This window comes from Mucilaginibacter sp. NFX135, assembly GCF_048565145.1.
Lineage (GTDB): Bacteria > Bacteroidota > Bacteroidia > Sphingobacteriales > Sphingobacteriaceae > Mucilaginibacter.
Genome location: NZ_CP183412.1, coordinates 1,398,162 through 1,421,296 on the forward strand (window position 1 = coordinate 1,398,162; position 23,135 = coordinate 1,421,296).

At 42.8% G+C, this 23,135-nt stretch carries 19 protein-coding genes; 11 read left to right on the forward strand and 8 right to left on the reverse strand.

What is annotated here, in order from left to right; translation table 11 throughout:
- The first annotated feature begins 57 nt into the window (after positions 1 to 57).
- The 3 genes from ACNURT_RS06150 (at position 58) to ACNURT_RS06160 (ending at position 2,501) form a co-directional block, all read left to right on the forward strand.
- On the forward strand, positions 58 to 1,095 hold the full coding sequence (locus tag ACNURT_RS06150; protein ID WP_419700993.1) for a DUF1735 domain-containing protein: 1,038 nt from the start codon (positions 58 to 60) through the stop codon (positions 1,093 to 1,095).
- Positions 1,096 to 1,225: 130 nt separating this feature from the next.
- Complete coding sequence (locus ACNURT_RS06155; RefSeq protein ID WP_419700994.1) at positions 1,226 to 2,128, forward strand: DMT family transporter; 903 nt, start codon at positions 1,226 to 1,228, stop codon at positions 2,126 to 2,128.
- 22 nt (positions 2,129 to 2,150) lie between these two features.
- Complete coding sequence (locus ACNURT_RS06160; RefSeq protein WP_419700995.1) at positions 2,151 to 2,501, forward strand: VOC family protein; 351 nt, start codon at positions 2,151 to 2,153, stop codon at positions 2,499 to 2,501.
- 12 nt (positions 2,502 to 2,513) lie between these two features.
- Here the strand turns inward: ACNURT_RS06160 and ACNURT_RS06165 are convergent, their stop codons facing one another.
- Positions 2,514 to 5,117 (reverse strand): gliding motility-associated C-terminal domain-containing protein, encoded by a 2,604-nt coding sequence (locus ACNURT_RS06165; protein ID WP_419700996.1) that lies wholly within the window; start codon positions 5,115 to 5,117, stop codon positions 2,514 to 2,516.
- A 210-nt stretch (positions 5,118 to 5,327) separates the two neighbouring features.
- On the opposite strand from ACNURT_RS06165, the gene ACNURT_RS06170 reads away from it, so the two are divergent.
- The 3 genes from ACNURT_RS06170 (at position 5,328) to ACNURT_RS06180 (ending at position 6,763) form a co-directional block, all read left to right on the forward strand.
- On the forward strand, positions 5,328 to 5,861 hold the full coding sequence (locus tag ACNURT_RS06170) for a DUF6597 domain-containing transcriptional factor (RefSeq protein ID WP_419700997.1): 534 nt from the start codon (positions 5,328 to 5,330) through the stop codon (positions 5,859 to 5,861).
- A gap of 215 nt (positions 5,862 to 6,076) precedes the next feature.
- Entirely contained in the window at positions 6,077 to 6,376 is a 300-nt protein-coding gene (locus tag ACNURT_RS06175) for a helix-turn-helix domain-containing protein (protein WP_419700998.1), read from the forward strand.
- 72 nt (positions 6,377 to 6,448) lie between these two features.
- The gene (locus tag ACNURT_RS06180) at positions 6,449 to 6,763 is read left to right on the forward strand and encodes a hypothetical protein (protein WP_419700999.1); all 315 of its coding nucleotides are present in this window, start codon (positions 6,449 to 6,451) and stop codon (positions 6,761 to 6,763) included.
- A gap of 52 nt (positions 6,764 to 6,815) precedes the next feature.
- On the opposite strand, the gene ACNURT_RS06185 is transcribed toward ACNURT_RS06180, so the two are convergent.
- Complete coding sequence (locus tag ACNURT_RS06185; protein WP_419701000.1) at positions 6,816 to 7,886, reverse strand: SDR family oxidoreductase; 1,071 nt, start codon at positions 7,884 to 7,886, stop codon at positions 6,816 to 6,818.
- Positions 7,887 to 8,044: 158 nt separating this feature from the next.
- Between ACNURT_RS06185 and ACNURT_RS06190 the strand changes: the two genes are divergently transcribed.
- Together ACNURT_RS06190 and ACNURT_RS06195 are read left to right on the forward strand one after the other, a co-directional pair.
- Positions 8,045 to 8,377, forward strand: coding sequence for a PadR family transcriptional regulator (locus ACNURT_RS06190; RefSeq protein ID WP_370994009.1), 333 nt, complete (start codon positions 8,045 to 8,047; stop codon positions 8,375 to 8,377).
- Positions 8,378 to 8,389: 12 nt separating this feature from the next.
- The gene (locus ACNURT_RS06195) at positions 8,390 to 8,971 is read left to right on the forward strand and encodes an HAAS signaling domain-containing protein (protein ID WP_370994008.1); all 582 of its coding nucleotides are present in this window, start codon (positions 8,390 to 8,392) and stop codon (positions 8,969 to 8,971) included.
- Between the two features lie 26 nt (positions 8,972 to 8,997).
- Here ACNURT_RS06195 and ACNURT_RS06200 read toward each other — a convergent pair whose 3' ends face one another.
- From ACNURT_RS06200 to ACNURT_RS06215, 4 genes are all read right to left on the reverse strand, one after another.
- Positions 8,998 to 10,344: a sigma-54-dependent transcriptional regulator gene (locus ACNURT_RS06200; RefSeq protein WP_370994007.1), complete on the reverse strand. Its 1,347-nt coding sequence runs from the start codon at positions 10,342 to 10,344 to the stop codon at positions 8,998 to 9,000.
- Between the two features lie 120 nt (positions 10,345 to 10,464).
- Positions 10,465 to 10,668 carry a YqaE/Pmp3 family membrane protein gene (locus ACNURT_RS06205; protein WP_310102883.1) on the reverse strand — a complete coding sequence of 68 codons (204 nt, stop codon included), beginning with the start codon at positions 10,666 to 10,668 and terminating at the stop codon, positions 10,465 to 10,467.
- 78 nt (positions 10,669 to 10,746) lie between these two features.
- Positions 10,747 to 11,286 carry an acyl-CoA thioesterase gene (locus tag ACNURT_RS06210; RefSeq protein WP_419701001.1) on the reverse strand — a complete coding sequence of 180 codons (540 nt, stop codon included), beginning with the start codon at positions 11,284 to 11,286 and terminating at the stop codon, positions 10,747 to 10,749.
- A 138-nt stretch (positions 11,287 to 11,424) separates the two neighbouring features.
- A complete protein-coding gene (locus tag ACNURT_RS06215; protein ID WP_419701002.1) occupies positions 11,425 to 12,681 on the reverse strand; it encodes a DUF5103 domain-containing protein in 1,257 nt (418 codons plus the stop codon).
- Positions 12,682 to 13,215: 534 nt separating this feature from the next.
- Here ACNURT_RS06215 and ACNURT_RS06220 point away from each other — a divergent pair.
- The 3 genes from ACNURT_RS06220 to ACNURT_RS06230 all read left to right on the forward strand — a co-directional run bounded on the left by ACNURT_RS06220 (position 13,216) and on the right by ACNURT_RS06230 (position 19,799).
- Positions 13,216 to 14,469: an acyltransferase family protein gene (locus tag ACNURT_RS06220; protein ID WP_419701003.1), complete on the forward strand. Its 1,254-nt coding sequence runs from the start codon at positions 13,216 to 13,218 to the stop codon at positions 14,467 to 14,469.
- Positions 14,470 to 15,124: 655 nt separating this feature from the next.
- On the forward strand, positions 15,125 to 18,268 hold the full coding sequence (locus ACNURT_RS06225; RefSeq protein WP_419701004.1) for a SusC/RagA family TonB-linked outer membrane protein: 3,144 nt from the start codon (positions 15,125 to 15,127) through the stop codon (positions 18,266 to 18,268).
- A gap of 28 nt (positions 18,269 to 18,296) precedes the next feature.
- Entirely contained in the window at positions 18,297 to 19,799 is a 1,503-nt protein-coding gene (locus ACNURT_RS06230) for a RagB/SusD family nutrient uptake outer membrane protein (protein WP_419701005.1), read from the forward strand.
- Positions 19,800 to 20,146: 347 nt separating this feature from the next.
- Here ACNURT_RS06230 and abc-f read toward each other — a convergent pair whose 3' ends face one another.
- Positions 20,147 to 22,072, reverse strand: coding sequence for a ribosomal protection-like ABC-F family protein (gene abc-f, locus ACNURT_RS06235; RefSeq protein WP_419701006.1), 1,926 nt, complete (start codon positions 22,070 to 22,072; stop codon positions 20,147 to 20,149).
- 192 nt (positions 22,073 to 22,264) lie between these two features.
- A complete protein-coding gene (locus ACNURT_RS06240; protein WP_419701007.1) occupies positions 22,265 to 23,053 on the reverse strand; it encodes an SGNH/GDSL hydrolase family protein in 789 nt (262 codons plus the stop codon).
- Positions 23,054 to 23,135 lie beyond the last annotated feature (82 nt).

A 23,135-nucleotide genomic window follows, 5' to 3' on the forward strand; every position in this document is an offset into this window, starting at 1 on the left:
TCATATGGGCAAAGTATGATGATCCCTCTTAAATATTAAGGATTTAAAAAATATTTTATGAAAATTCATGTATCATCAATGCTAAAATGGGCTACCTGTTTTGTATTGACCATAGCTTCCTGTAAACAGGAATACCTGGAAGGTGTAAAATCAAATCCAGCGGTAAAGGTTTATTTACCACAGGCAGAAAAACCAAACGGGCTTGTCGACGTCCTTGTTGACGGCAAACTGGTTGTTGACAGCGTAGCCGGCACAGCTAATTTTTCGGTACTAGTATATCGTGGCGGCGAATCAAACTTTGATGCTTTAACCGTAGATGTTGGTATTGATAATACCGCGATTGCAGGATTAATCACCTCAGGTGCATTACCTGCCAATACCGTTGTACTTGATCCCGCCGATTATAGCTTGCCCTCAAAAGATTCTGTAACACTTGATAATCATATCATGAAAGGCACTATCATACCTAAAGTAAAGATCGCTTCTATGACTAAATATGGTGGGAAAACGGTGGCTTTAGGGATTAAAATAGCCAATTCATCAAAACAGGAGATCAACACCGATATGAATAAGGTGATCATTTATTTTAATGTTGATCAGTTATTGGATGCCGTTACCCCTAAAACCAACATGGTAGATAAAACCAAATGGACAGTTTTAAAGATAGCATCTAATGATAATGTTACGTTTAAGATTAATGATGATGGAAGCATACTGGCATCAGGAGGTAGCGGCGGGCACCAGGGTGTTTATCAGCCTTTTGAAGTAAGAGCCAACAAACAGTATAAGATCGACTTTAATGTACAGGGACAAGGTGCTACCAATACCTGGTTTGAGGTTTATTTGAGTGCTTTGCAGCCAACCCAAGGTAAGGATTATAGCGACGGAGGCATCCGTATGGCGCTGAATACCTGGACAGGTTGCGGAAATACACCTTTTAACGGCTTATTATCAGCTGTTAAATGTGCCGGAAGCGGAAATGTAGTTTCATTCCCTAATGCTGGTACCGTTTGGCTGGTTATTAAATCGGGGGGTGACAATTTGGGTACTGGTGGTATTAAACTCACCAATATAGATTTTAGAAGGGTTAATTAACCCATAATATTAGCGAGCTCTTTTTGAGATATAGTTGATATAGTATATGGATACCATGAAGCGTCCCGGGATGAGATACGGGGCGCTTTTTTATTTATTACAAATTATCAAATAGTAGTACCTTCAAAAAATGTTAAATAAGAAGTTTATAGGCCTGATCAGTATATTGTTTGTCATGATTGTTTGGGGGAGCAGTTATCCTGTAACTAAAATGATCATTAATGACATACCGCCAATAGCACTTGCTTTTTGTCGTTGTTCTGTAGGGGCTATTACTTTGCTGCTGATATTTTTTATCAATAAGGATAAACCTTTCCGCGAATATTTGGTTGATGCACCCTGGTTTCTCATCATCTTTATGGGCCTCACAGGCGTTACCTGTTTTTATATTCTTTTTAATATTTCTGCCCAAATGACTTCTGCCTCGGTGGGCTCTTTGATACAGGGTTTTATCCCAATTTGCATAGCCTTATTTGCTGCGGTGTTCCTTAAAGAAAAACTATCTGCAGGGCAGATCACCGGGATAATTGCCTCTTTAATAGGCGTAATGCTGATCGGGTTTTTATCAGGCGATAATAACAGCGATACCCGGAATAGCATAACCGGGAACTTGCTAATGATAGTTGCAGTAATGTCATGGGGGGCATACACTATTATGTCTAAAAAGACAGCTCACTTTAACCCGCTGCTAATTACGAGTTTAAGCACGTGTATTGGTTCACTGTGTTTGCTACCTGCTGCAATATTTGAGAACCGGCACTCGGGCTGGCCGGTTATACACCTGGGCTCCTGGCTGGCTATCTTATACCTCGGGGCTGTATCTTCGGGTATTTGTTATTTGCTTTATAATAAATCACTCCGCTTATTATCGGCTTCACAGGTTGGAAATTTCACCAATCTCGATCCGGTAGTTGGATTGATCATTTCGCTCGTTTTTTTAAACGAGCATATCAATATTTTACAGATGGCCGGCGCTGTTTTAGTTTTGGGCGGAATTGTGCTGAGTATCAGGAAAAGCCGGTTGGCTGATTAAACCAGCTTATATATGAGTATCTATGAAAGTTAAAAGGATCGTAACTAATATCAGCACAACAGATGTTACTGAAGCTAAACGTTTTTACCAGGATGTATTAGGGCTTGACGTGATAATGGATTATGGGTGGATAGCAACATACGGCTCGTCAGATAACATGAGTATCCAGATCAGCTTTGCATCCGAAGGCGGCTCTGGTACACCGGTTCCCGATGTTTCTATAGAAGTAGATGATATCAATATCGCCATCGAACGGGTAATTAAAGCCGGTTTCAGGATTGAATATGGGCCGGTTGACGAACCCTGGGGCGTAAGGCGCTTTTATGTACGTGACCCATTTGGCAAGCTGATCAATATACTTGCGCACCTATAGCATATCAATCCCTTATCGGATAATAGCCACCCAACCCGCTAAAGGCTTGCTGCCATTCTTTAGATCGATGATATAATAATAAGTACCCGGTGGTACCTTATTGCCATGGTAAGTGCCATCCCATGGTGTACCATAGCCATTGGCATGAAATAAAGCCTGTCCATAACGGTTAAATATATTAACGGTACAATTCGGATAGTTAACCAGATCGTCAATTTTCCAATCATCGTTATACCCATCTCCGTTGGGCGTAAATGTATTGGGGATATGAATGGGGGTTATTACTGTAACCGTAACCGGAACCACAGATTGGCAATTGAGCGATGAGGTAGCCGTGAGGTAATAAGTGGTAGTAACTGCAGGGTTTGCTATCGGATATGATGTATTGGTACTGCTCAACCCCAATGCGGGCGACCAGCTTAAAGATACAATATCCCCGGATAGTTGTGGAACCAGCGTAATATTTTCGCCGAATTTTATGGTTGGATTTTGGGCAAAAACAATACCCGGTGCCGGGTTAATATGAGCCTGTACAGGCATACTGGTTTGTGGAACGGTGCAACTCGCGTTATTAGTTGTAATACATGTAACCACATCGCCGTTTTGCAGGGTATTGCTGCTAAAGGTTGGCTGGTTTGTTCCGGCATTAACGCCGTTTACCTGCCATTGGTAACTGTTTACTGTTGCTCCTGGAGGTATACTTGCTGTAAAGTCAATAACCTTGCCTGAGCATACGGTAGCATCAGCCGGCAAAGAGCTAATGGTAGAAACTATACCCCCTTGTGCAGAAGTAGAGTTGATAGAGCTTACCACAGTAATAGGAACATCGATGGAGGCTGTACCTCCTAACATTGCCGGCGTGTTAGTATTGCCATTATTATTGCCAACTATACCATTCCCAGCTATAGTAGTAAGCTGTCCTCCCGGGGTTATGCGTACAATACGCTCATTATCCCTGTCAACTACGATCAGGTTACCAAAAGGATCCAGTTTGATGCCGATAGGGTTATTTAGGGTTGCCTTATCACCAGGGTTGGTGGTGTACAGTGTAAGCGTGGTCACTTTACCCGATGGATCTATCTTACGGATGGCATTATTCTTTGAGTCAGTTACGTATAAATTCCCCTGGTTATCCCTGATAATACCTCTCGGCTGGTTAAAACTGGCCGCAGCTCCGATACCATCAGTAAATCCTGAACCGTCATGGCCTGCTATGATGGTTATAGTGCCATCAGGTGCTATTTTTTTAATAGCACTGCTATAATCGGTTATATATAAATTCCCGAGCGGATCTGTAGTAATGCCTACAGGATTGTTTAATTTCGAAACAGATGATGGGGCGGTAACGGTAGTAACCATACCCCCCGGCGTTACCTTACGGATGAGATAATCGCCTTGCGTTATATATAAATTGCCGATAGCATCTATAGTAATACCCTTTGGGTCCTGAAAGCTCGCAGCCGTGCCTTGTCCATCAACCGTTTTATTTTGACCGTTACCGGCTATGGTAGTAACGGTGCCATTAGGTGTTATCTTTCTCACGCGGTCATTCTCGTCAATTACATATAAATTCCCAGATGGGTCAATGGTTATACCATTAAGCACTTTAAACTTAGCGGCCGCGCCACTACCATCGGCATAATCACAGGAGCTGCCACCCGCCAAAGTGGTTACCGTACCATCGCTCGCAATTTTCCTGATACTGCAGCTATAGCCATCAGCCACATAAATATTGCCGGCTGCATCGGTTACCGCATCGGAAGGTACGCTAAAAGTAACAGCCTGGGGGTTGGGGCGCAAATTGCTGCTGGTAAGTGTAATAGTTTGATTTCCAATATTTGCGCAATTCAAATTTTGAGGACTTATGGTATTAGTTAACGTGCTGCCATCACATACAAACGGCGAGCCCAGATCCGATACCTGTACCTCATAACTTCCACTTTCACTCAATTGAAGTGTTATGGGGCCTGGTCTTGGAAAAATTACGGGAGTTGCATAAGAGGTAACTGTAAAAAAAATGGCTGTGATACCGCCAAACTGATCGCTGGCAGTTAGGGTTATTTGAGTGGGTTGATTTACGTTTAATGGGGTACCAGCAAGCGGATCTTGTTTGATGCTAAGTATTGCAGCAGTACTGCAAATATCATGAGGGGCAAACACTGCGGTATAATCCGGCAAAACGGTATTACAACTATTGTCTGCAGGAATGGTTATATCATGGTGATCTGGAAATACAGGAGTGCTGGTAACTATCACCGGTATGGATTGAGTTACCGTTGTGCCCGGTGTACCATTACTGGCTGTTACGGATATACTTCGGAGACCAAGTGATGAGCAATCGAGTGGGGGTGTATTAACTACTTTGGTTCCGCTTGCAGCAAGCCCGGTGACATCGGCAACATCTGTAAACAGAACAGTTCTGTGGCCGGTTTCGTCAAGCTGCAATCTTACGCCTGTTTTAGCTGTGATTTGCGGAGCTTGTGCTGAGGCTATGCCAAAGACAAAAATTAACAGGCAAAATACGTACAAGCCTTTTTTTAATGCTCCGGATACACCAGCAATTATCCTGTAATTTTTTAGATGATAGCGAGAGGCAAAAATAAAGGTTGAAAGCATCTTTTTCCTTGCATTACAGATAATGCATCGCATTATCCAGCAGTTAACACAAAGCCATTAGTTTAGCAAATTAAACGAAAAAGCAGTTCATTATGTTCAGTGTGCCTGTATCCATATTATTCATTATCCATAGATCCTTTCATAACCGATTGGCAAAAGATGACAATAGGTTAAGCTAAACTATAAGCTTTAAAACCTAAATTAGTGATCATGAAAATGGAGCGGTATCTTCCTGCTGAGATTTTAGGTCCTTTTGTTGAGCATTACCTTTTTATTGAAAGCGAACATGGGATGGAAAATCGCGTGCTGCCTGATACTGGTATGGTTATGGGATTTAGGTATAAAGGCACCATAAGCGATGAAATTGCGGGAATAAAAAATAATTTGCCAACTGCATTACTCACCGGATTACGAAAATCAGTCCGCCTGATCAATTACTTGGGGCAAGCTGCTTCGTTTCTTGTTATTTTTAAACCTGGAGGAGCGACGACATTTTTTAAAGAACCGCTCCATGAATTGTTTGGTGTAAGCTTAGCACTGGATACCCTGATCGGGCAGCAGAAATTGGTTGAAATAGAAGAACAACTGGCCGAAGCAAAGGATAATTTTCAACGGATTGCCATTATAGAGCGGTTTTTACTTTCCAGGTTATATCAGACCAAATCTGATTTGCTTATCCAATATGCTATTAAACAGATCCGCTTAAGTAAGCTACTGTGTGGACACATCTTTTCAATGCACTAATAGTTAAAAAAAGCTGCTCCGGAGGAGCAAAATGTCGGTAGCAATAATAAAAGTTAACCTCTTTAGTGCCATAGGTACTCCACTAATCGACTTAGGGTCTATTAATGCACTATTATTTGACCCACGAAGTTAAAAAGTGACGTACCTACGGCAAGTAAAAATTTCTTTTGATCCTTCTTCTACCGACATTCAGCCCCTACAGGGCATATTAAAAGATGTGTCCGCACAGTAGCTTAAGTAAGGGGAATTTACGAATAAAAGAACTCATAGGTACATTGCCCATTAGTCATGATTCCTTCGAAAAAAGGTTCCGAAAAATAACAGGCACATCGCCCAAGCAATTTTCGTCTATAGTGCGTTTACGAAACCTGATAGAGAATTATGATCCTACGGTCGATCTTACCGAGACTGCTTTGGCTGCCGGTTATTTTGACCAGGCCCATTTTATAAAAGATTTCAGAACGTTCGCCGGGCAAACCCCGCATGAGTTTTTCAAATCGACCATTTACTGGTAAATCAATGATTTTTTACAATTATTAGGTTTCTGCATTGCTGAATTTTGGATAAACAATAATTCAGAATATATCATGCAACAAATATTCATCGACAAATTTATAATCCCTCAAAACGGTAAACAAGAATTTACCGAGCGGATGAATTTTAACAGGGATTTTATTAAAAACTTACCGGGCTTTTTAGGTGATATAGCTTACGAGCGCGAAGACGAAAACGGGAATACCATTTGTATTACCGTTGCCACCTGGGAAAGCGAAGATGCCCTAAATCAGGCGAAAGCCGCAGTGCAAACGGAGTACCAGCGCATTGGCTTTAATCCGGCCGAATTGATCGCCCGCCTGAACATTACTATGGAACGGGATATTTACCAACCAGCAGGCAATTGATCAAAGTATCAGCAGGTATATTTTATTTGTATACCTGCTGATTCTTCAGGCCTTACGGGATCACTTTTTTACGGCGGAATTCATCAAACAAATCCTTGAACATCTGTTCAGTATCTACATATTCATGAAAACCAAAGCGGCGTGCTTTGGAACCATCGGCAAAAAAATCATAATCCCAGGAGAATACAAAATCGCCAAAACCCCAGTAAGAAACATCTTGATAATAGTGTTTTTCGAGACCATACTTTTCCTGTATCTTTTCCCATATCGGCGCTTTGTCCGCCATTACCGTTTGCAAAGGCATTTGGAGCGGAGGTGCAATTTCCATATCAAAATAGCGTGCAATTTTAGGCCACATTTCGTTCCACCTAAACAGATCACCGTTGTTGATATTAAAAGCCTGATTAGCACAGGTTGGGTTTGTTGCCGCCCACACCGTAGCTTTTGCTAACAGCCCGGCATCGGTCATTTCCATCAATTTATCATAGGCGCCCGGTTTACCCGGAAAGCGTAAAGGGATCCCCAGCTCTTTAGAGATAGTAGCATAAACAGCAATGAGGAGAGCCAGGTTCATTGGATTACCCAATGCAGTGCCGCCCACTACCGAAGGCCGGATGGCCGACCATGTCCAGCTTTTGCCTTGCTGTCGTTGCTCCAGAAAATTTTGCTGATCAACGTTAAACTCGGGCGGCATATGGCCGGCGTCACTTTCTTTAGCGGGCGTTTTAAAAGGGCCAAGGTGTGCACCATAAACTTTATATCCCTGCATCAGGCTGATGTGTTGCAAGTTCAAAGCGATAGGTTCGATGGCATCAACCACGTTAATCAGCATGGTTAAATTGGGCTCCACCAGTTCGGCCCAGGTAGGTTTATCCTGATAGGCGGCATAAAATATATGGGTAACCGCCGATAGTGAGTTGAGTTGTTTAACGGTATCCTCCTTATCAAGCAGGTTTACCGGGATGTAGGTAACGTTTGCCGTAGAAGTACCACCCCGTCGGGATAAGCCGATAATATTCCAGCCGCCAAGTAACAAAAGATGATTGATAAGATTAGTGCCGATAACGCCGTTAGCGCCAACTATCAGTGCCGTTTTAACAGGATTTGAAATTTGATTGTTCATGATATTGTTTGTTGCTGATATCAAAATTCAAGCTTTTGGATCCTTTAAACCCTGTAAAAAACAAGTATTAGTTATGTAAGATCATAGGTAAGATGAATAGAGAAAAAATATTTTTTAAAATACATTGTAATGCGATGCTATTTGTATAGCTTTGTATTATGGAAGCTAATGTAATAGCAAAATGGGAAACGCAAATGAAAAAGGGTACGCTTGATTTCATTATACTGCTGCTTTTAAAAAAGAAAGACCAATACGGGTACGAATTATTGGAGCACATTAAGTCGGCATCAGGATATGATATCAGCGAAGGAACCATCTACCCGCTTTTGAACCGCTTAAAAGATGATCATTTAATTGAATCAAAATGGGTAGAAATGGAAACCGGCATGCCCCGGAAATATTATAGTATCACCAGTAGCGGCCAGCTTTCATTGGAAAAAATGACAGCATTTTGGACTACGCTATCCGGCAATCTTAAAAACCTTATTTAAAAATATTAAATCATGAACAAAGACACACTACTAAATGATCAGCATTATAAAACCTATATGAAAAAGGTGCATAGCATGATCAGCAGGCTGCCTAAACATGATCAGGCAGATATTCAACGGGAGATCAGCAGTCATATTTATGAAAGCTTGAATAACTACCCCGAAACAACAGTAGAGCAAGCCCTGGAAAATCTGGGAGAGCCACAAACCTATCTATCAGAATGGGTGGTAACCAAAAAGTTGGAAACGGCTGCCGGTACGTTTAATCCTTTCCGGATAATATGGGGGCTGATCAGCGGGATTGTTAGGCATAGCGCATACGCGTTTAAGTATATTCTTTTTGGTTTACTATATTTATTTACGCTGGCCTTTGGCTCCCTTTGTATCGTTAAGATCATTGCCCCAGGTCATACCGGATTATTCCTCTATCAGCAAGGTTTTACTTTTGGCTTTAGCAGCGATATCGGCAACGGGCATGAAGTACTTGGAAATAAATTTATTCCTATTTGCTTATTCATTACCATTTTATCGTATATGGTGATCACCGTTTTGTTAAAGATGTCGTTATCAAAAGCTAAAGAACGACTTTTTTAAAGACGCTTTAACGAAACCTGCTGGTCTTATTCCAGCCCGTATTCTTTTAGTTTCCTATATAAGGTGGCTACACCGATGTTTAGCAACTGGGCAGCTTCGGCGCGGTTGCCATGGGTATGGTTCAGCACCCGCTGAATGTGCAGTTTTTCTACCGACGACAGATCAAACGCCGATATCGGGATGCCTGTTTTTACCTGTTGCTGCTGAATTTCGTAAGGCAGCAGGCTTTCATCCAAAACATGGGTATCGGTCAGGATCACCGCCCGCTCAATAACATTTTTGAGCTCACGGATATTGCCCGGCCATGGATAATCTTCCAATTTATGAACAAATTCATCGCTGAGTTCATTGATCTGCTTTTTAACCTTCAGGGCAAAATGCTGCATAAAGTACTCTGCCAGTAGTTTAATATCTTTTTTACGCTCGCGCAGGGCAGGCAATGTGATCTGGAAAACTGAAAGCCTGTAAAACAGATCCGACCGGAAGTGACCATCGGCAATTTCGTTTTGCAGGTTACGGTTTGTTGCCGCCAGAATACGTACGTTTACCTGGGTTGGTTTAATATCACCAATTTTTAAAAATTGTTGTGATTCCAGCACACGGAGCAATTTGGCCTGCAGATCGTGGTCGAGCTCACCTATCTCATCTAAGAAAATAGTGCCTCCGTTAGCTTCTTCAAAAAGGCCTTTTTTGTCTTTCAGCGCCCCGGTGAACGATCCGGCTTTATGACCAAACAGCTCACTTTCCAGTAATTCCTTAGTAAAAGCGCTGCAGTTTACGGCCACAAACGATTTTGTATTGCGGTTACTGGCCTGGTGAATAGCTTCGGCAAAAATTTCCTTGCCGGTGCCGGTTTCTCCCAGTAACAGAACGGTGGTATCGGTTAAAGCTACCTTTTGTGCCAGCTTGATCACATCGCTGATGGCGGTTGATCTGCCAATGAGCCTGTCGAACCCAAACTTATCATTCAGCTTGCTTTGTAGTTCTATAACCGTTTGCTGTAACAGGGCCTTGTCCATCGCCTTGCTTACCAGCGGGATAATTTTTTCGTTATCATCCCCTTTGGTGATATAATCAAAAGCGCCGGCTTTAATAGCTTTTACACCATCATTAATGGTACCGTAAGCCGTGAGTACAATAATTTCTGTTGAAGGGTAATTCTTCTTGATGGTTTCTGACAGGGTAATACCATCAGTATCGGGCAGCTTTACATCGCTGAGTACTACATGTATATATTCCTGCTGTAATTTACGCAAGCCTTCTTTACCATTGGCAGCGGTAAAAACTTCATGCCCTTCCAGTTGCAGGATACGGGCAAGCAGGTTGCGTAACCTTTCCTCGTCATCAATAATTAAGAGCTTACCTTTTTGCATGATGGCAAATATGGTAAATTTTGACCGTTGATTTTAATGATTACCCTGATTTCGTTGATGGTTTGTACGCGAGACTATGATTTTAATTACTTAACATCCGCACATCTGCATATCAGTAGTTTACCACGCCCTTGCCCGGCGGGTGGCACGCATTAGTTGGCGGTGCCTTTTAGCCTCATAATAATCGTTGGTTACCAGTATGGAATGTATTACACCCGGTATCCAAAAAAACAAGGTTAAAAATATATTCAATATAAATGCTCCAATACGGCCGGTGGTCAGAATGGCCAGCGGAGGCAGTAAAAAACATAAAAAATATCTCATGGCGCTAAAATTTAAATCAACTGATACACCGTATCATAACGTTTAGACCACAGAACTATTTTTTTGTTACTGCTGCTTTTAATCGCGCAGATTTAGCGGTAGCTGATCACCAAAAAACAGGGCTTTGAGTTCTGTAGCATCGTTAGGCTTCATTTTTCCGCCCAGTATCAAGCGTAATTGCCGGCGACGCAAGGCACCTTCAAAAAAGGTTATTTCTTCCTCGGTTTCGGGTATTAGTGCAGGTACTGTTGTTTTTTGTCCGTCGCTGTCAAGCGCTACAAAAGTGTAGTAGGCTTCGTTGCTTTTTACACGGGTACCGGAAGGGATATTTTGCGCCCATACGTCCATCCTTACTTCAACGGAAGTAGTGAACGCGCGGGTTACTTTAGCTTCAATACTGATCACATCACCCAGTTTTATTGGCGACTGGAACGATACATTATCAACCGAAGCCGTCACTACAATACGGTTGCAATGTTTTTGCGCGGATATGGCCGCGGCAATATCCATCCAATGCAGCAGGCGCCCTCCCATCAGGTTGTTTAACGTATTGGTATCATTGGGTAATACCAGTTCATTCATGATGGTATATGATTCTTTGGGCGATTTTCCGGTCATGTGCTAAATTTTATACAAAGATAAGCTTTTTTGGAACAAGGATTTTTGGAGCAAGGATTCTGGGAACAAGGAACAAAGATGTAAGGAGCAAAGAAAAAGTCCTTGGTCCTTGTTCCAAAAATCTTTACTCCCACAAACCTATTTCTTCACTGTATTCAATTCCCCAAAGCCAACCAACTCATCCCAGCGGGCCGTTGGGGCGCGATAGTAGATAAGCAACTGGTAATCATTTTCGGTTTCGAAATGGCTGCCTTCCAATGGGATATCACTGGCCCTTTTAGTGGTGTTATCATACCAAACATATTCGTAGTCATATACGCCCTGTTTCAGGAGCAGGTTGATATGATATTTGCCATCTTCGCCAAACGTGAGTTTGCTGCGTTCATCCAGTTTATAGTCGTTAAAGGCACCCACGATGTATGGACTGCCCTCTGAATGAGGCTTATAAGCAGCCAAACCAAAATAAATATGCGCGTAATCGGCATCTGTGCGCGGGTCGGTGCCATCCTGGTTCAGCACAAAAAATTTACCGTCATTATCATACAGCAACAAGTAATCCGGGCTATCACGGATAGGGTCAGTCAACAGCACTACATTGTTGGCTGTGTCTTTGATGATACGGGCAATGCGCTGGGAATTAAGCTTTAAGGTACGAGTATCAAAAAGCCTGAATTCATTGCGCCCCGGAAAATCGTTGATTGATACATCGTTATAAACCAATTGTGTACCACGTACATAGGTTGGCTGCGTATTTAAAATGCCGGTTTGCGTACGCGCGTTTTGCATCAGTAGGGCACGGATCTCGAACGAAGGATTTTGGACGGGTAAGCCGGCATAGTCAACCGTAAAGTTTACCTTTTGATTGGTTTTGCGGGTCTGCACTTCAGGCGAGGTGCCGATAGTGGCCGCTATGGATACCTTTTTGTTTACCACGTATAAACGGCGGGTAAGTACCAGTTTTGATTGATCGCCATCCTCGTAAACTTTCAGTATGTAATTGCCTGATATTTTGGGTGCTATATTGTTATTCGGCAGCTTGAGCTCATAGTGTGTATATTTTTGAATAGTACCGGTTGAGTAGGTATAGGTATACAAACGATCGTCGGTAAAGCTTTGCAGGTACTCGGTGGTAGACAGGTTTGAGGAGTTCCAGCGGGTATCGCAATGCTCAATGGTATAGTAGTAATTGCGACTTCCGCCACGCAGATCATCAAAGGCCAGCGTTACCTTTTCTGTTGATCCTAAGGCGATTATCGGGAATGAACCCTGTTTTTGCGTGTTGTAAAACTCCACGCTTTTGATGGCCGGGTCATATACATTATTATCATAAGGCGATTGTGCAAATCCCCGTAGGGTAGTGAATAAGAGAACCAGTAGGTAATAATGTTTTCTCATTGTGCTTAAGCTTATTTTATTGCCCCGATCCTTGACAGGATTGGCGTGGCGAAATTTAAGAATTCCGGAACAGAAATAACCCGATGTTGTGTATTTTAAAAAATTATCCTCTAATGAAACCTTTTTAAACCCTGAATTTTAACACTTTTCTGCCTGAAAACAAGGTAAAATCATTCAAAAGTGAACTCATAACCATCGATTTTAACACTTTTTAACAAATTTTAGCACGGTTTTAACGTGTTTTTAAAACTTTAAAAAGTTTTAAAAAATTGATCGTCAAATAACTATATAAAATGGTTGATTTTTGATCCTGTTTTGCTCTTAACTAAACAGCCCGGCTACCTGTTTAAGAGGCAGCCGGGCTGTTGTTGTATAAATATACGAAAAATTTGTCTGAACCCCAACCTCCGGTACTTTTTTGACCAATGGTGTTAATCCTTTGACCACTGAGTCGTGCTTTAATTTATAACAGTTTAAAATTGTAAACTTTTAATACACAGATAATTTAGTTTATAAATTAAAAAATAAAACATCATGAACCAAGGCCAAACATTAAAAAACATTAACCCTGGAAACGCCAGCAGGCAGTATTACCTCGACTGGTTAAGGGTAATCACCATTTGCCTGGTATTTCTTTTTCATTGCGGCCGCTTTTTTGATTTTGACGACTGGCATGTAAAAAACGCAGTTGTTTCACCAACAGCAAGCCTGTTCAGTTTTTTTATGGTACAATGGATGATGCCCCTGTTTTTCTTTATTTCGGGCGCAAGTACGTGGTTTGCGCTTCAGTCAAAAACCGGTGGTAAGTTTCTTAAAGACCGGATGCAAAGAGTTTTAATTCCTTTAATTCTTGGTATTTTCATCCTTTCTCCACACCAGGTTTATTTCGAAAGGCTTTCGCACCACCAGTTTACAGGTACGTTTTTTGAGTTTCTGCCGCATTATTTTTCGGGATTGTATGCCTTTGGCGGAAATTTTGCGTGGATGGGGTTGCATTTATGGTATTTGCTGCTACTCTTTATTTTCTCTGTTATTACCCTGCCCTTGTTATTGCTTTTAAAGCGAAAATCAGCAAGCCGTACAAAATCCGGATCATCTCTAACCTGGTTATTGGTATTCGTGATCCTGCTTGCACTGCCCGGCTGCTTGTTCTCGCCCGAGGGTATCATCGGAGCCAGAGTTTGGGGAGGGTGGAATATGGTAGAGCATTTAGTGTTGTTCATTTTAGGATATTTTGCATTTTCGATGGCTAATATTCCAAGCACCTGGCTAAAGTACCGCTACCCTTTACTGATAATAACAGTTTTATCAACAGCATTAAATATTTATTTTTTTTTAAATAACATAAGGTTTGAATTTGGCACATTCCCGTATTGCCTAAAAATAGCATTACGAAGTTTGATTTGTTTCAGCTGGATCTGTACGTTGCTGGGTTTCGCCAAAAGTAATTTAAACCATAGCAATAAATTCCTCAAATATGGCAATGAGGCGGTGTTACCATTTTATATTATTCATCAGCCTGTAATTGTGTTTATTGGCTATTTTGTTGTGCAATCACAGCTTTCTATCGGCCTTAAATATGTGGTTATAGTTGTTGTATCCCTAAGTATTGTTATGTTTTGTTATGAATTTTTAATAAGGAGATCTGAATGGGTAAGGTATCTTTTTGGGATAGGCCGATCAACGAAAAAATCGAACAAGCAAGTTTTCGTCCCTAAGATTCACCCTGGCATCGCTTCAGTCGCCACTCAGCGAAGTGTAGACAGGCTGAGGCATCTAACAATATAAAAGCAGGATCAGAATAACTACAGATTTGTTGACCGTTATGATGAATATATGTATAAATTACATTTAATAAATTTGATATATTTATTTATATCATTGATTATTTGCATGTTAAGATAACATAATAGATTGCTCATATCGGTTACTAATAGCTGTAATCAGTATTATAGTTTTATAACATTGAAAAATAAGCGGTAATATCTATACGTTGACTGCTTAAACCAATTAACCTGTAACCAACTAATTTTCCTGCAATGAAAAAAATTTACAACAATTCTCCCCGTGGCTATGCTTTGCTCCCAAAGGCTATTAATGTGGAATGGGCTATATCGTTAACACGATTAAGCCTGAGCAAAAAAGCTTAACCTCACTCATTTTTTTACAGCTGGCCGGTAGCTTTAACTGTCTATTAGTCGCCCAATCTGGTTAATCTGTAACTAATTAAATTTCCTGCTATGAAACAAGTTTTACCCCTGCCTTGTAATGGCCGCGCTTTGCCCAAAAAGATCATTGATGTTGTGCTCCGACTGCATTTAAGGGCGTACGGCTAAATGCTAAGGGCCCACAAACCTTATCCAATTCACAACCAGGTGAACAGTCATAACTGCCCGCCCGCTACTCTAATCAATTAATCTGTAAACCAATTAAATTTCCTGCAATGAAACAAATTTTTCCCCTGTCTTTCAGAGGCCCGGCTTTGGGCCTGAAGATCATGTATGTTGCATTGGCTGTATTGATGGCCATGACCATGCCACTCAACGCGAAGAGCCTGCGAACCTTCCATTATTCATCCCTATTGCCCATTGATGTAAAGGGCAAGGTTTTGGATGAGAATGGCCTTGGGGTACCCGGAGCAACTGTTAAAGTAAAGAATGTTGAAAAAGCCACTATAACCGATACGGAAGGAAACTTTAGTTTGAAGGGCATTCCTGATGACGCGACCCTGGTAGTATCATACGTGGGCTATATTACCCAGGAGGTGCAAGCGGGTCCCGGAAACATGTCGATCAAACTCGTGCCGCAATCAAAAAAATTAGATGAAGTTGTAGTTATCGGTTACGGATCGGTTAAAAAGTCAGACTTAACCGGATCGGTGGGAACAGTAAAAGCCGAAACACTGCAGGAACGTCCGTCTTCTTCTTTAAACCAGGGATTGTCTGGCCGGGTATCAGGGGTAAACGTATCTTCCAACTCCGGCAGGCCTGGCGCCCGGTCAAATATCCGCATCCGTGGTTCCAGTTCACTGAGCGTTTCCAATAATCCGCTATACGTAATAGATGGGGTGATCCTCAATCCAGTAGATCTGCGAAACGGTAGTACGCCGATAGATTATTTGAACCCTAATGATATAGCCTCCATCGAGGTACTAAAAGATGCTTCTTCTACCGCTATTTACGGAGCTCGCGGAGCCAATGGCGTGATACTGGTAACCACCAAACGCGGAACTTCTGGCGGTGGTAAAATTACTTATGATCCTGATTTCAGTATAGGTGTGTTGCCTAAAAAGCTGGCGGTGCTCAACTCCAAAGAGTTTTTAGCTGTGGAGGACCTGGCTTACGCCAACGCGCAAAAATATGACCCCATTGGCTGGGCCACGGGTACAAAATACACCAATCCCAAAACCAAGCGTACCAATCCTAAATTATTTGATGCCAACGGAAACCCGTTATATGATACCGACTGGCAGGAAGAAGCATTTCAAAAAGCCTTTACGCAAAACCATCAGTTGGGTATTACCGATGGCGACGAAAAAAGAAGTATAGGCGCTTTTTTAAACTATCGTAACCAGGAGGGCCTGGCAAAAGGTTCATGGCAAAAAAGGTTTGCCGGCCGTTTTGTGTTTGACAGCCAGGTAAAAAGCTGGATAAAAATTGGCGGTACCCTGAGTTATACCAATCAAGACGATAAGCAGGTAGATCAGCTTGACGGTGGCGGTATTACCATGATGCGCCAGGTGATAGAAGAACTGCCTATCATCCCGGTAAAATATCCGGATGGAACATGGGCAAGTAACAGGGACTATCCGGGAATGGAAGGTGGTGATAGCCCTTTAAGGATAGCCGCAGACAGGATCTCGCTTTTACATACCCAAACTTTGCTTGGCGATATGTCGGCCAATATTCACCTGGCGCCGGAATTGGATTTTAAATCGACCGTAGGTGTAAATATTATTAACCAGCGGGAGGATTATTCGGCGGTGAAAGGAATGCAATATATTTCGGATAATGGAGATGCCTCTGTAAATAATAACCGGTATAATTCGTGGCAGTTTGAAAACTACCTTACTTATAATAAACGGTTTGCTAAAATACACGCGGTAACTGCCATGGGAGGTGTATCCTGGCAGCATGTTGACCGGTTTGAGGACCAGGCGAGTACACAGGGTTTTACCGATCCCTATTTTCAGTTCAATAATTTGGGTGCGGGATCAAGCCCCCAGGCGCCTTATTCAAACGCGCAGGCGTATGGATTAAACTCTTATTTTGCCCGTGTCAACTACGGTTTTCGGGACAAGTATTTAGTCACTTTTACCGGCCGTTATGATGGCTCTTCAAAATTCGGGACCGATAATCAGTATGCTTTCTTTCCTTCGGCAGCCTTGGCCTGGCGGGTAATGGAGGAGGATTTTATGAAGAATATCCCTGCTATTTCCAATTTAAAACTGCGGGCCAGTTATGGCGCTACCGGCAACTCCGAAATTCCGGCCTACAGGGCTTTGGCCGGTTTGGGTAATTATAACGTTATTTTTAATGGCGAACGCAATATTGGCGTAGGCACCAACCGGGTAGCCAATTCAACCCTGCAATGGGAAAAAACAAAGCAACTGGACTTTGGTATGGAACTGGGCCTGTTCAACAACAGGCTGAACCTGGAGCTTGATCTGTACCGCCGCAAAGTAGATGGTATGTTGCTGGACGCCCCCTTACCATTCTCCAGTGGTTATGGCAGCGTTTACTCCAATGTAGGCAGTATGGAAAATAAAGGGATCGAGTTTACCCTTAACTCCACTAATATTAAAACCGGCGATTTTACCTGGAGCACCACTTTCAATATTTCAGTCAATAAAAATAAAGTGCTTGCATTGGCCAACGGCAATGCCGATATCTACTCGGGTAACGGTGTCATTAGGGTTGGTGAACCTGTTGGTTCTTTCTTTGGCCGGGTTAGTTTGGGAACCTGGGGCACCGCCGAGGCTGCCGAAGCTAAAAAATATGGTATGCTGCCGGGCGATATCAAGTATAAAGACCTGAATAATGATGGTACCATTAATGACCTGGACAGGACGATCATCGGAAAAGGTATACCCGATGGCTTTGGTACTTTCCTGAATACTTTCCAGTATAAAGCATGGTCGCTCACTGTAGATCTGCAATACATGTATGGTAATGATGTACTCGATCGGAGCATTCACTCGGCCGAAGACAGACAGGGCATCGCCAACAGTTATAAAACGGTATTGAACGCCTGGACAGAAACTAATCAGAATACACCTATAGCGCAGATCAGGCCTATTAACGCTTATTATACCACCAATAACGATAGCCACAAGGTAACCGACGGTTCGTTTATCCGCGGGCGCAATTTGCTGCTGGCGTATACTTTTCCGTCAAAAACTATTTCGAAATTAAAATTGAGCCGGTTAAGGATCTACGGTTCGGTTCAGAATTTTTTCGTGGCTACCAAATATAAAGGATATGATCCGGAGGTTTCCAACTCCAGCGCGCCTTTTGACCAGGGCTTAACACTGTATGATTATCCAAAGCCAAGGGTATTTATGCTCGGCCTTAACATCGGATTATAATTGAACGCAAACCTTTAAAGAAAAAATCATGAAAACTATCATAAAAAAATACGGATTACTGGCCTTAGCAGTTGGTACGTTAGGAGTTACCGGTTGTAAGAAATTTTTAAATGAAACCGACAAGAGTAATTTTACCGTTGATAATTATTTTACCAAGCCTGAGCATGCCCGGAGTTCGGTAAATGCTATTTATGCCAGCTTGCGCGATCCCATGAGCAGCGGCTTTGGCGGCGGCGCCTGGACAATGACAGAATTTGCAACCGGCCAGGCCGCTACCGACCTGGGGCAGGCTGTGGATAGCTACTTTGTAAAAGATCTGCGCAATACCGCCGATAATGCTTATGGCTTGAATTACTGGCAAAATTATTATAAAGGAATTGGTAATGCTAATTTGTCCATAGCCAAGATACCGGGCATAGCCATGGATGCAGCCGAATCAAAAAGGTTGTTGGGTGAAGCTCATTTTTTAAGGGCCTGGTATTATTTTACGCTGGTACAGTTGTTTGGCAATATCCCCCTGATTACGGAGCCCGTTGATTTGCAATCACCACAGTTGCGACCTAAACAGGCAGCCCCGGAAGATGTTTATAAAGTGATAGTCGACGATTTGAAAACAGCTGAGGCTGCCGGATTACCCTGGACTGATGCCAGCGGGAAGGTAAGTTTAGGAGCGGTAAAATCGTTACTGGCTAAAGTATACCTCACCATGGCCGGTTTTCCCCTGCAAAAGGGCGCGGAGTATTATGATCTGGCATCTAAAAAAGCGGAAGAGGTATTGGACTCCAAACAATTTAAATTATTTACCACTTACGGTGATCTGCATAACCCGGCGAAGAAGAATGTGGAAGAGAACATTTTTATGATCCAGTATAAAACACAGATCATACCCGGAAACTGGCAGGAGTTGATCATCCCTTATAACAAAAACATCTCGGCATATTCCAGCGAAACCGGGGGAATCTATGCTACAGGGGCCTTTGTACAATCGTATGACCCTGCAGATCTGCGCGCCAAAGAAGGACAGTTCTTTTTTACCAAATTCACCAACCAGGACGATAGGACTAAGGTGGTTGATCTGGGCGGATATTTTATTTATAAGATATTTGATGTGGTTGCACAAACAAGTACCGCCAATAGCGATTTGAACTGGTCGCTTATCCGTTATGCCGATGTGCTGCTGATTTACGCGGAGGCTTCCAATGAAGTTAACGGCCCGGGTGCAAAAGCGTATGACGCGGTTAATCAAATACGAACAAGAGCAACTTTACCCAACCTCACCGGCTTATCAAAAGAACAGTTCCGGGAAGCCATTTGGCGCGAACGCTGGTACGAGCTATGCTTTGAAAACATTACCTGGTTTGATATGGCACGCCTTCGCAAAGCATTTAATTTGGACACCAAAGGCTTTGATAATTATGTTGGTCATAAATTTTCATACGGCCCGGTTTTAACCGACAGAGAGCTTTTATTCCCGATACCAAGCCGGGAATTACGGAATAACCCCAACCTGGTACCCACAAAGGGATATTAATTAGTGAGTGGTGAGTAGTGAGTAGTGAGTAGTGAGTAGTGAGTGGTGAGTAGTGAAGTAAGCCTTCCGAAGTTTTTAAACTTTGGAAGGCTTTTAAAAATATAATCTGATGTTCTCAGCCTTGCGCTCGTTTGCAACGAGTGCTTACCATGGATTTGCGTTTAAAACGCAAGGGCGATGCAATCGCCTTTCCACAATAAGCACTCGTTGCAAACGAGCGCAAGTGGATGAGTGGTGAGTAGTGAATAGTGAGTGGTGAGTAATGAAGTAAGCCTTCCGAAGTTTTTAAAACTTTGGAAGGCTTTTAAAAATATAATCTGATGTTCCCCCTTCAGGGGGTTAGGGGGTTACGCTTCCAGCTCGAGGATCTGCTCGGCCAGTGCTTCCCATTTTTGCTGAACCTGTTTTAGTTCGGCTTGTTTTTGGGAATAGTTCGCGTTGGTATCTTTTAATTTGTTGCTATCGGTATAAATTTTATCGTCGGCCAGTTGGGCTTCCAGTTGCTTTACCGTTTTTTCCAGGTCGGCAATCTGTTCTTCCATTTTGGCCAGGTCCTGGTTTAGTTTTTTAAGCTGCTGATGTTTGTTTTCGCCTTGTGGTTGTTTAACCGGTTCAGGCTTTTTCTCTTCCTTTTTAGGCTGAGGCGCAGCCGGTATGGCTGTTTTAGGTTCCAGCTTGCGTTTAGCCGCCCACTCATCATACTCGGCATAAGTACCCGGGTAAATCTTAATCTTCTGATCTTCAATAAACCAGATCTTGTTGGCCACGTTATCCAGGAAATACCTGTCGTGCGATACCACAATGAACGTACCTTCATATTGCTCCAGCGCCTGGATCAGGATATTTACCGATTGCATATCCAGGTGGTTGGTAGGCTCATCCAGTACCAGGAAGTTGGCATCGGCAGTAAGCGCCTTGGCCAAAGCCACGCGTGATTTTTCACCACCCGATAATACCTTGATCTTTTTAAACACATCATCGCCGGTAAACAGGAACGAACCCAATATAGTACGCAGCTCTGTATCGGTATGTTTTGGGGCAAAAGCCTGTAACTCCTGCAATATCTGGTTTTCCAGGTGCAGGGATTCCAGCTGGTGCTGGGCAAAAAATGTAGTAGTTACATTATGCCCGGTAGTTACTTTACCTTGATAATCATGATCGGCAGAAGCAATAATGCGCAACAGTGTCGATTTACCTTTACCGTTGGCACCGATCAGGGCAATTTTATCGCCTTTTTCAATTACCGCCTCGCCGCCATTCAAAATATCAATGGCAGGGTATTTTTTAACGATATCCTCTAAAGTCACCACGTGACGGCCAGATTGCCTGGAGAAACGGAAGGCGAAGTTAACGGTTGGGTTATCATCATCCACATCATCCACACGTTCCATTTTATCCAGCATTTTGATACGCGACTGAGCCATTTTCGCTTTGGATGCTTTGGCGCGGAAACGCTCGATCAAACGCTCTTCCTGTTTTATTTTTGATTGCTGGTTTTTGAACTCCCCACGCTGAATTTCTTCGCGCTGGGCTTTCTCCTCCAGGTAAAAAGTATAGTTACCCGCGTAAACGGTCAGTTTGCCCTTGCGTGATTCTACCGTACGGTTGATCACTTTATCCAGGAACCACCTATCGTGCGATACGATGATGATAGCGCCGTTAAAAGCTTTCAGATAATCTTCCAGCCATTGGATAGATGGTAAGTCCAGGTGGTTGGTAGGCTCATCCAGTAGCAGGATGTCCGGGGCCTGCAATAATATTTTGGCCAGCATTACCCGCATGCGCCATCCACCCGAAAAGGTGTTGAGTTTGCGTTCGCAATCGCTGTCGCTAAAGCCCAAACCGGCTAAAATTTCACGGGCCTTATATTCAATGTTATAACCATCAAGCAGCTCAAACTCATGTTGCTTATCGCTCAGCTTGTGTAAAAGATCTTCGGTATAGTCGGTTTCCAGCTTTTTAAGCAGGTTTTCTATCTCGTCATGCAGTTGGTTCTGGCGCTCAAAAGCCTCCATCGCTACATGCACAATAGTTTTATCAGATGAGTATGACAGCAAATCCTGGTTCAGGTAACCCATGGTAAGGTCCTTAGCCATTGATATGGTGCCCGATGTAGGTTTATAGTCGCCTACAATAATTTTCAGAAGGGTAGTTTTCCCGGTTCCATTGGCACCTATTAAACCAATTTTTTCACCGGGTTTTATATGCCAGTTGGCTTCATCGTAAAGGGCCCGCGCACCAATCTCAAACGTAAGGTTATTTATAGCAATCATTTGCGCGCAAAGATACGATTTTTGAGCTTAAAGCCGAAGGCCGAAAGCTTAAGGCTGAAAGAGTAATATCGAATAATGAATTTCGGATGATGAATGACGAAATAATGTTTGTTTCTTACGTCAATATTCGAAACTCAGCATTCATTATTCGATATGGAATCCTTTGTCCTTGTTCCTTAATCCCAAAATCTTTTATCCCACAACCGCTTTAAGCCATGTTTGTGCCATGAGTGCTTCGCCGGGTACACTGGGATGGACACCGTCCATGCTCCAGTAAGGGGCAGGGGCTACTTCCAGTGCTTTATCAAACGCGGCCTGGTAGGGTACAAAAACGGTTCCGAACTCGGTAGCGATGTCACGCGCGGCTTTGCGGAATAAGTTAAATGTAGGGTACCATTTATCGTCCACCGCCCGTACACCTTTGGTGGCAAAAGGCTCGCAGATCACCAGTTTAATATCGGGCAGGGTTTGTTTGGTAAGGGTAAGCAGTTTTTTATAGTCGGTGATGTACGTATCAATAGTGCCGGTATAACCGCCCGTAAGCGTATGCCAAAAATCGTTTACACCGATGTGGATGCTCAGGATATTGGGTTTCAGGTCCAGGCAATCGCTGGTCCAGCGTTCGGCCAGTTGAAAAACCTTATTACCGCTGATGCCTTTATTGTATATCTGCAAATTTTTATCAGCATGATCAAGCAGTAGTTTTGATGCGGTTATTAAGGCATAGCCTGAGCCAAGTGCTTTTGTGTTATTAGGTTCTTTTACGTTACGATCGCGGCCCCAGTCGGTAATGGAATCACCCTGGAATAAGATCACGTCGCCGTTATTGAATTTTAATTTGGGCGCGTTTTTTTCGGTAGCCAATGCTGCCGATACAATTTGGGGGATGCCCACCGAAGCTATTGAACCTACGGCTGCGGTTTTCAAAAAATTACGACGGCCCTGCTTAAAAGTGTCTCTTAATCTTTCTCTGATCGTCATTTGGATTTGTTTTAGGAACTGAATTTCCGAAAATACAGATTTACCTTGTTTTTTGAAATAAAAAAATGCTGCCGCGAGTTTA

What these genes read in the sequence shown, in the direction of transcription:
- ACNURT_RS06195 (WP_370994008.1), top strand. Translation starts at nt 8,390, where the DNA reads ATGAACAAAGACACACTACTAAATGATCAGCATTATAAAACCTATATG.
- ACNURT_RS06205 (WP_310102883.1), bottom strand. Translation starts at nt 10,668, where the DNA reads ATGAGATATTTTTTATGTTTTTTACTGCCTCCGCTGGCCATTCTGACC.
- ACNURT_RS06240 (WP_419701007.1), bottom strand. Translation starts at nt 23,053, where the DNA reads ATGACGATCAGAGAAAGATTAAGAGACACTTTTAAGCAGGGCCGTCGT.
- ACNURT_RS06170 (WP_419700997.1), top strand. Translation starts at nt 5,328, where the DNA reads ATGAAAATGGAGCGGTATCTTCCTGCTGAGATTTTAGGTCCTTTTGTT.
- ACNURT_RS06180 (WP_419700999.1), top strand. Translation starts at nt 6,449, where the DNA reads ATGCAACAAATATTCATCGACAAATTTATAATCCCTCAAAACGGTAAA.
- ACNURT_RS06225 (WP_419701004.1), top strand. Translation starts at nt 15,125, where the DNA reads ATGAAACAAATTTTTCCCCTGTCTTTCAGAGGCCCGGCTTTGGGCCTG.
- ACNURT_RS06210 (WP_419701001.1), bottom strand. Translation starts at nt 11,286, where the DNA reads ATGACCGGAAAATCGCCCAAAGAATCATATACCATCATGAATGAACTG.
- ACNURT_RS06165 (WP_419700996.1), bottom strand. Translation starts at nt 5,117, where the DNA reads ATGCTTTCAACCTTTATTTTTGCCTCTCGCTATCATCTAAAAAATTAC.
- ACNURT_RS06220 (WP_419701003.1), top strand. Translation starts at nt 13,216, where the DNA reads ATGAACCAAGGCCAAACATTAAAAAACATTAACCCTGGAAACGCCAGC.
- ACNURT_RS06155 (WP_419700994.1), top strand. Translation starts at nt 1,226, where the DNA reads ATGTTAAATAAGAAGTTTATAGGCCTGATCAGTATATTGTTTGTCATG.
- ACNURT_RS06230 (WP_419701005.1), top strand. Translation starts at nt 18,297, where the DNA reads ATGAAAACTATCATAAAAAAATACGGATTACTGGCCTTAGCAGTTGGT.
- ACNURT_RS06215 (WP_419701002.1), bottom strand. Translation starts at nt 12,681, where the DNA reads ATGAGAAAACATTATTACCTACTGGTTCTCTTATTCACTACCCTACGG.
- ACNURT_RS06150 (WP_419700993.1), top strand. Translation starts at nt 58, where the DNA reads ATGAAAATTCATGTATCATCAATGCTAAAATGGGCTACCTGTTTTGTA.
- ACNURT_RS06185 (WP_419701000.1), bottom strand. Translation starts at nt 7,886, where the DNA reads ATGAACAATCAAATTTCAAATCCTGTTAAAACGGCACTGATAGTTGGC.
- ACNURT_RS06160 (WP_419700995.1), top strand. Translation starts at nt 2,151, where the DNA reads ATGAAAGTTAAAAGGATCGTAACTAATATCAGCACAACAGATGTTACT.
- ACNURT_RS06190 (WP_370994009.1), top strand. Translation starts at nt 8,045, where the DNA reads ATGGAAGCTAATGTAATAGCAAAATGGGAAACGCAAATGAAAAAGGGT.
- ACNURT_RS06175 (WP_419700998.1), top strand. Translation starts at nt 6,077, where the DNA reads ATGTGTCCGCACAGTAGCTTAAGTAAGGGGAATTTACGAATAAAAGAA.
- abc-f (WP_419701006.1), bottom strand. Translation starts at nt 22,072, where the DNA reads ATGATTGCTATAAATAACCTTACGTTTGAGATTGGTGCGCGGGCCCTT.
- ACNURT_RS06200 (WP_370994007.1), bottom strand. Translation starts at nt 10,344, where the DNA reads ATGCAAAAAGGTAAGCTCTTAATTATTGATGACGAGGAAAGGTTACGC.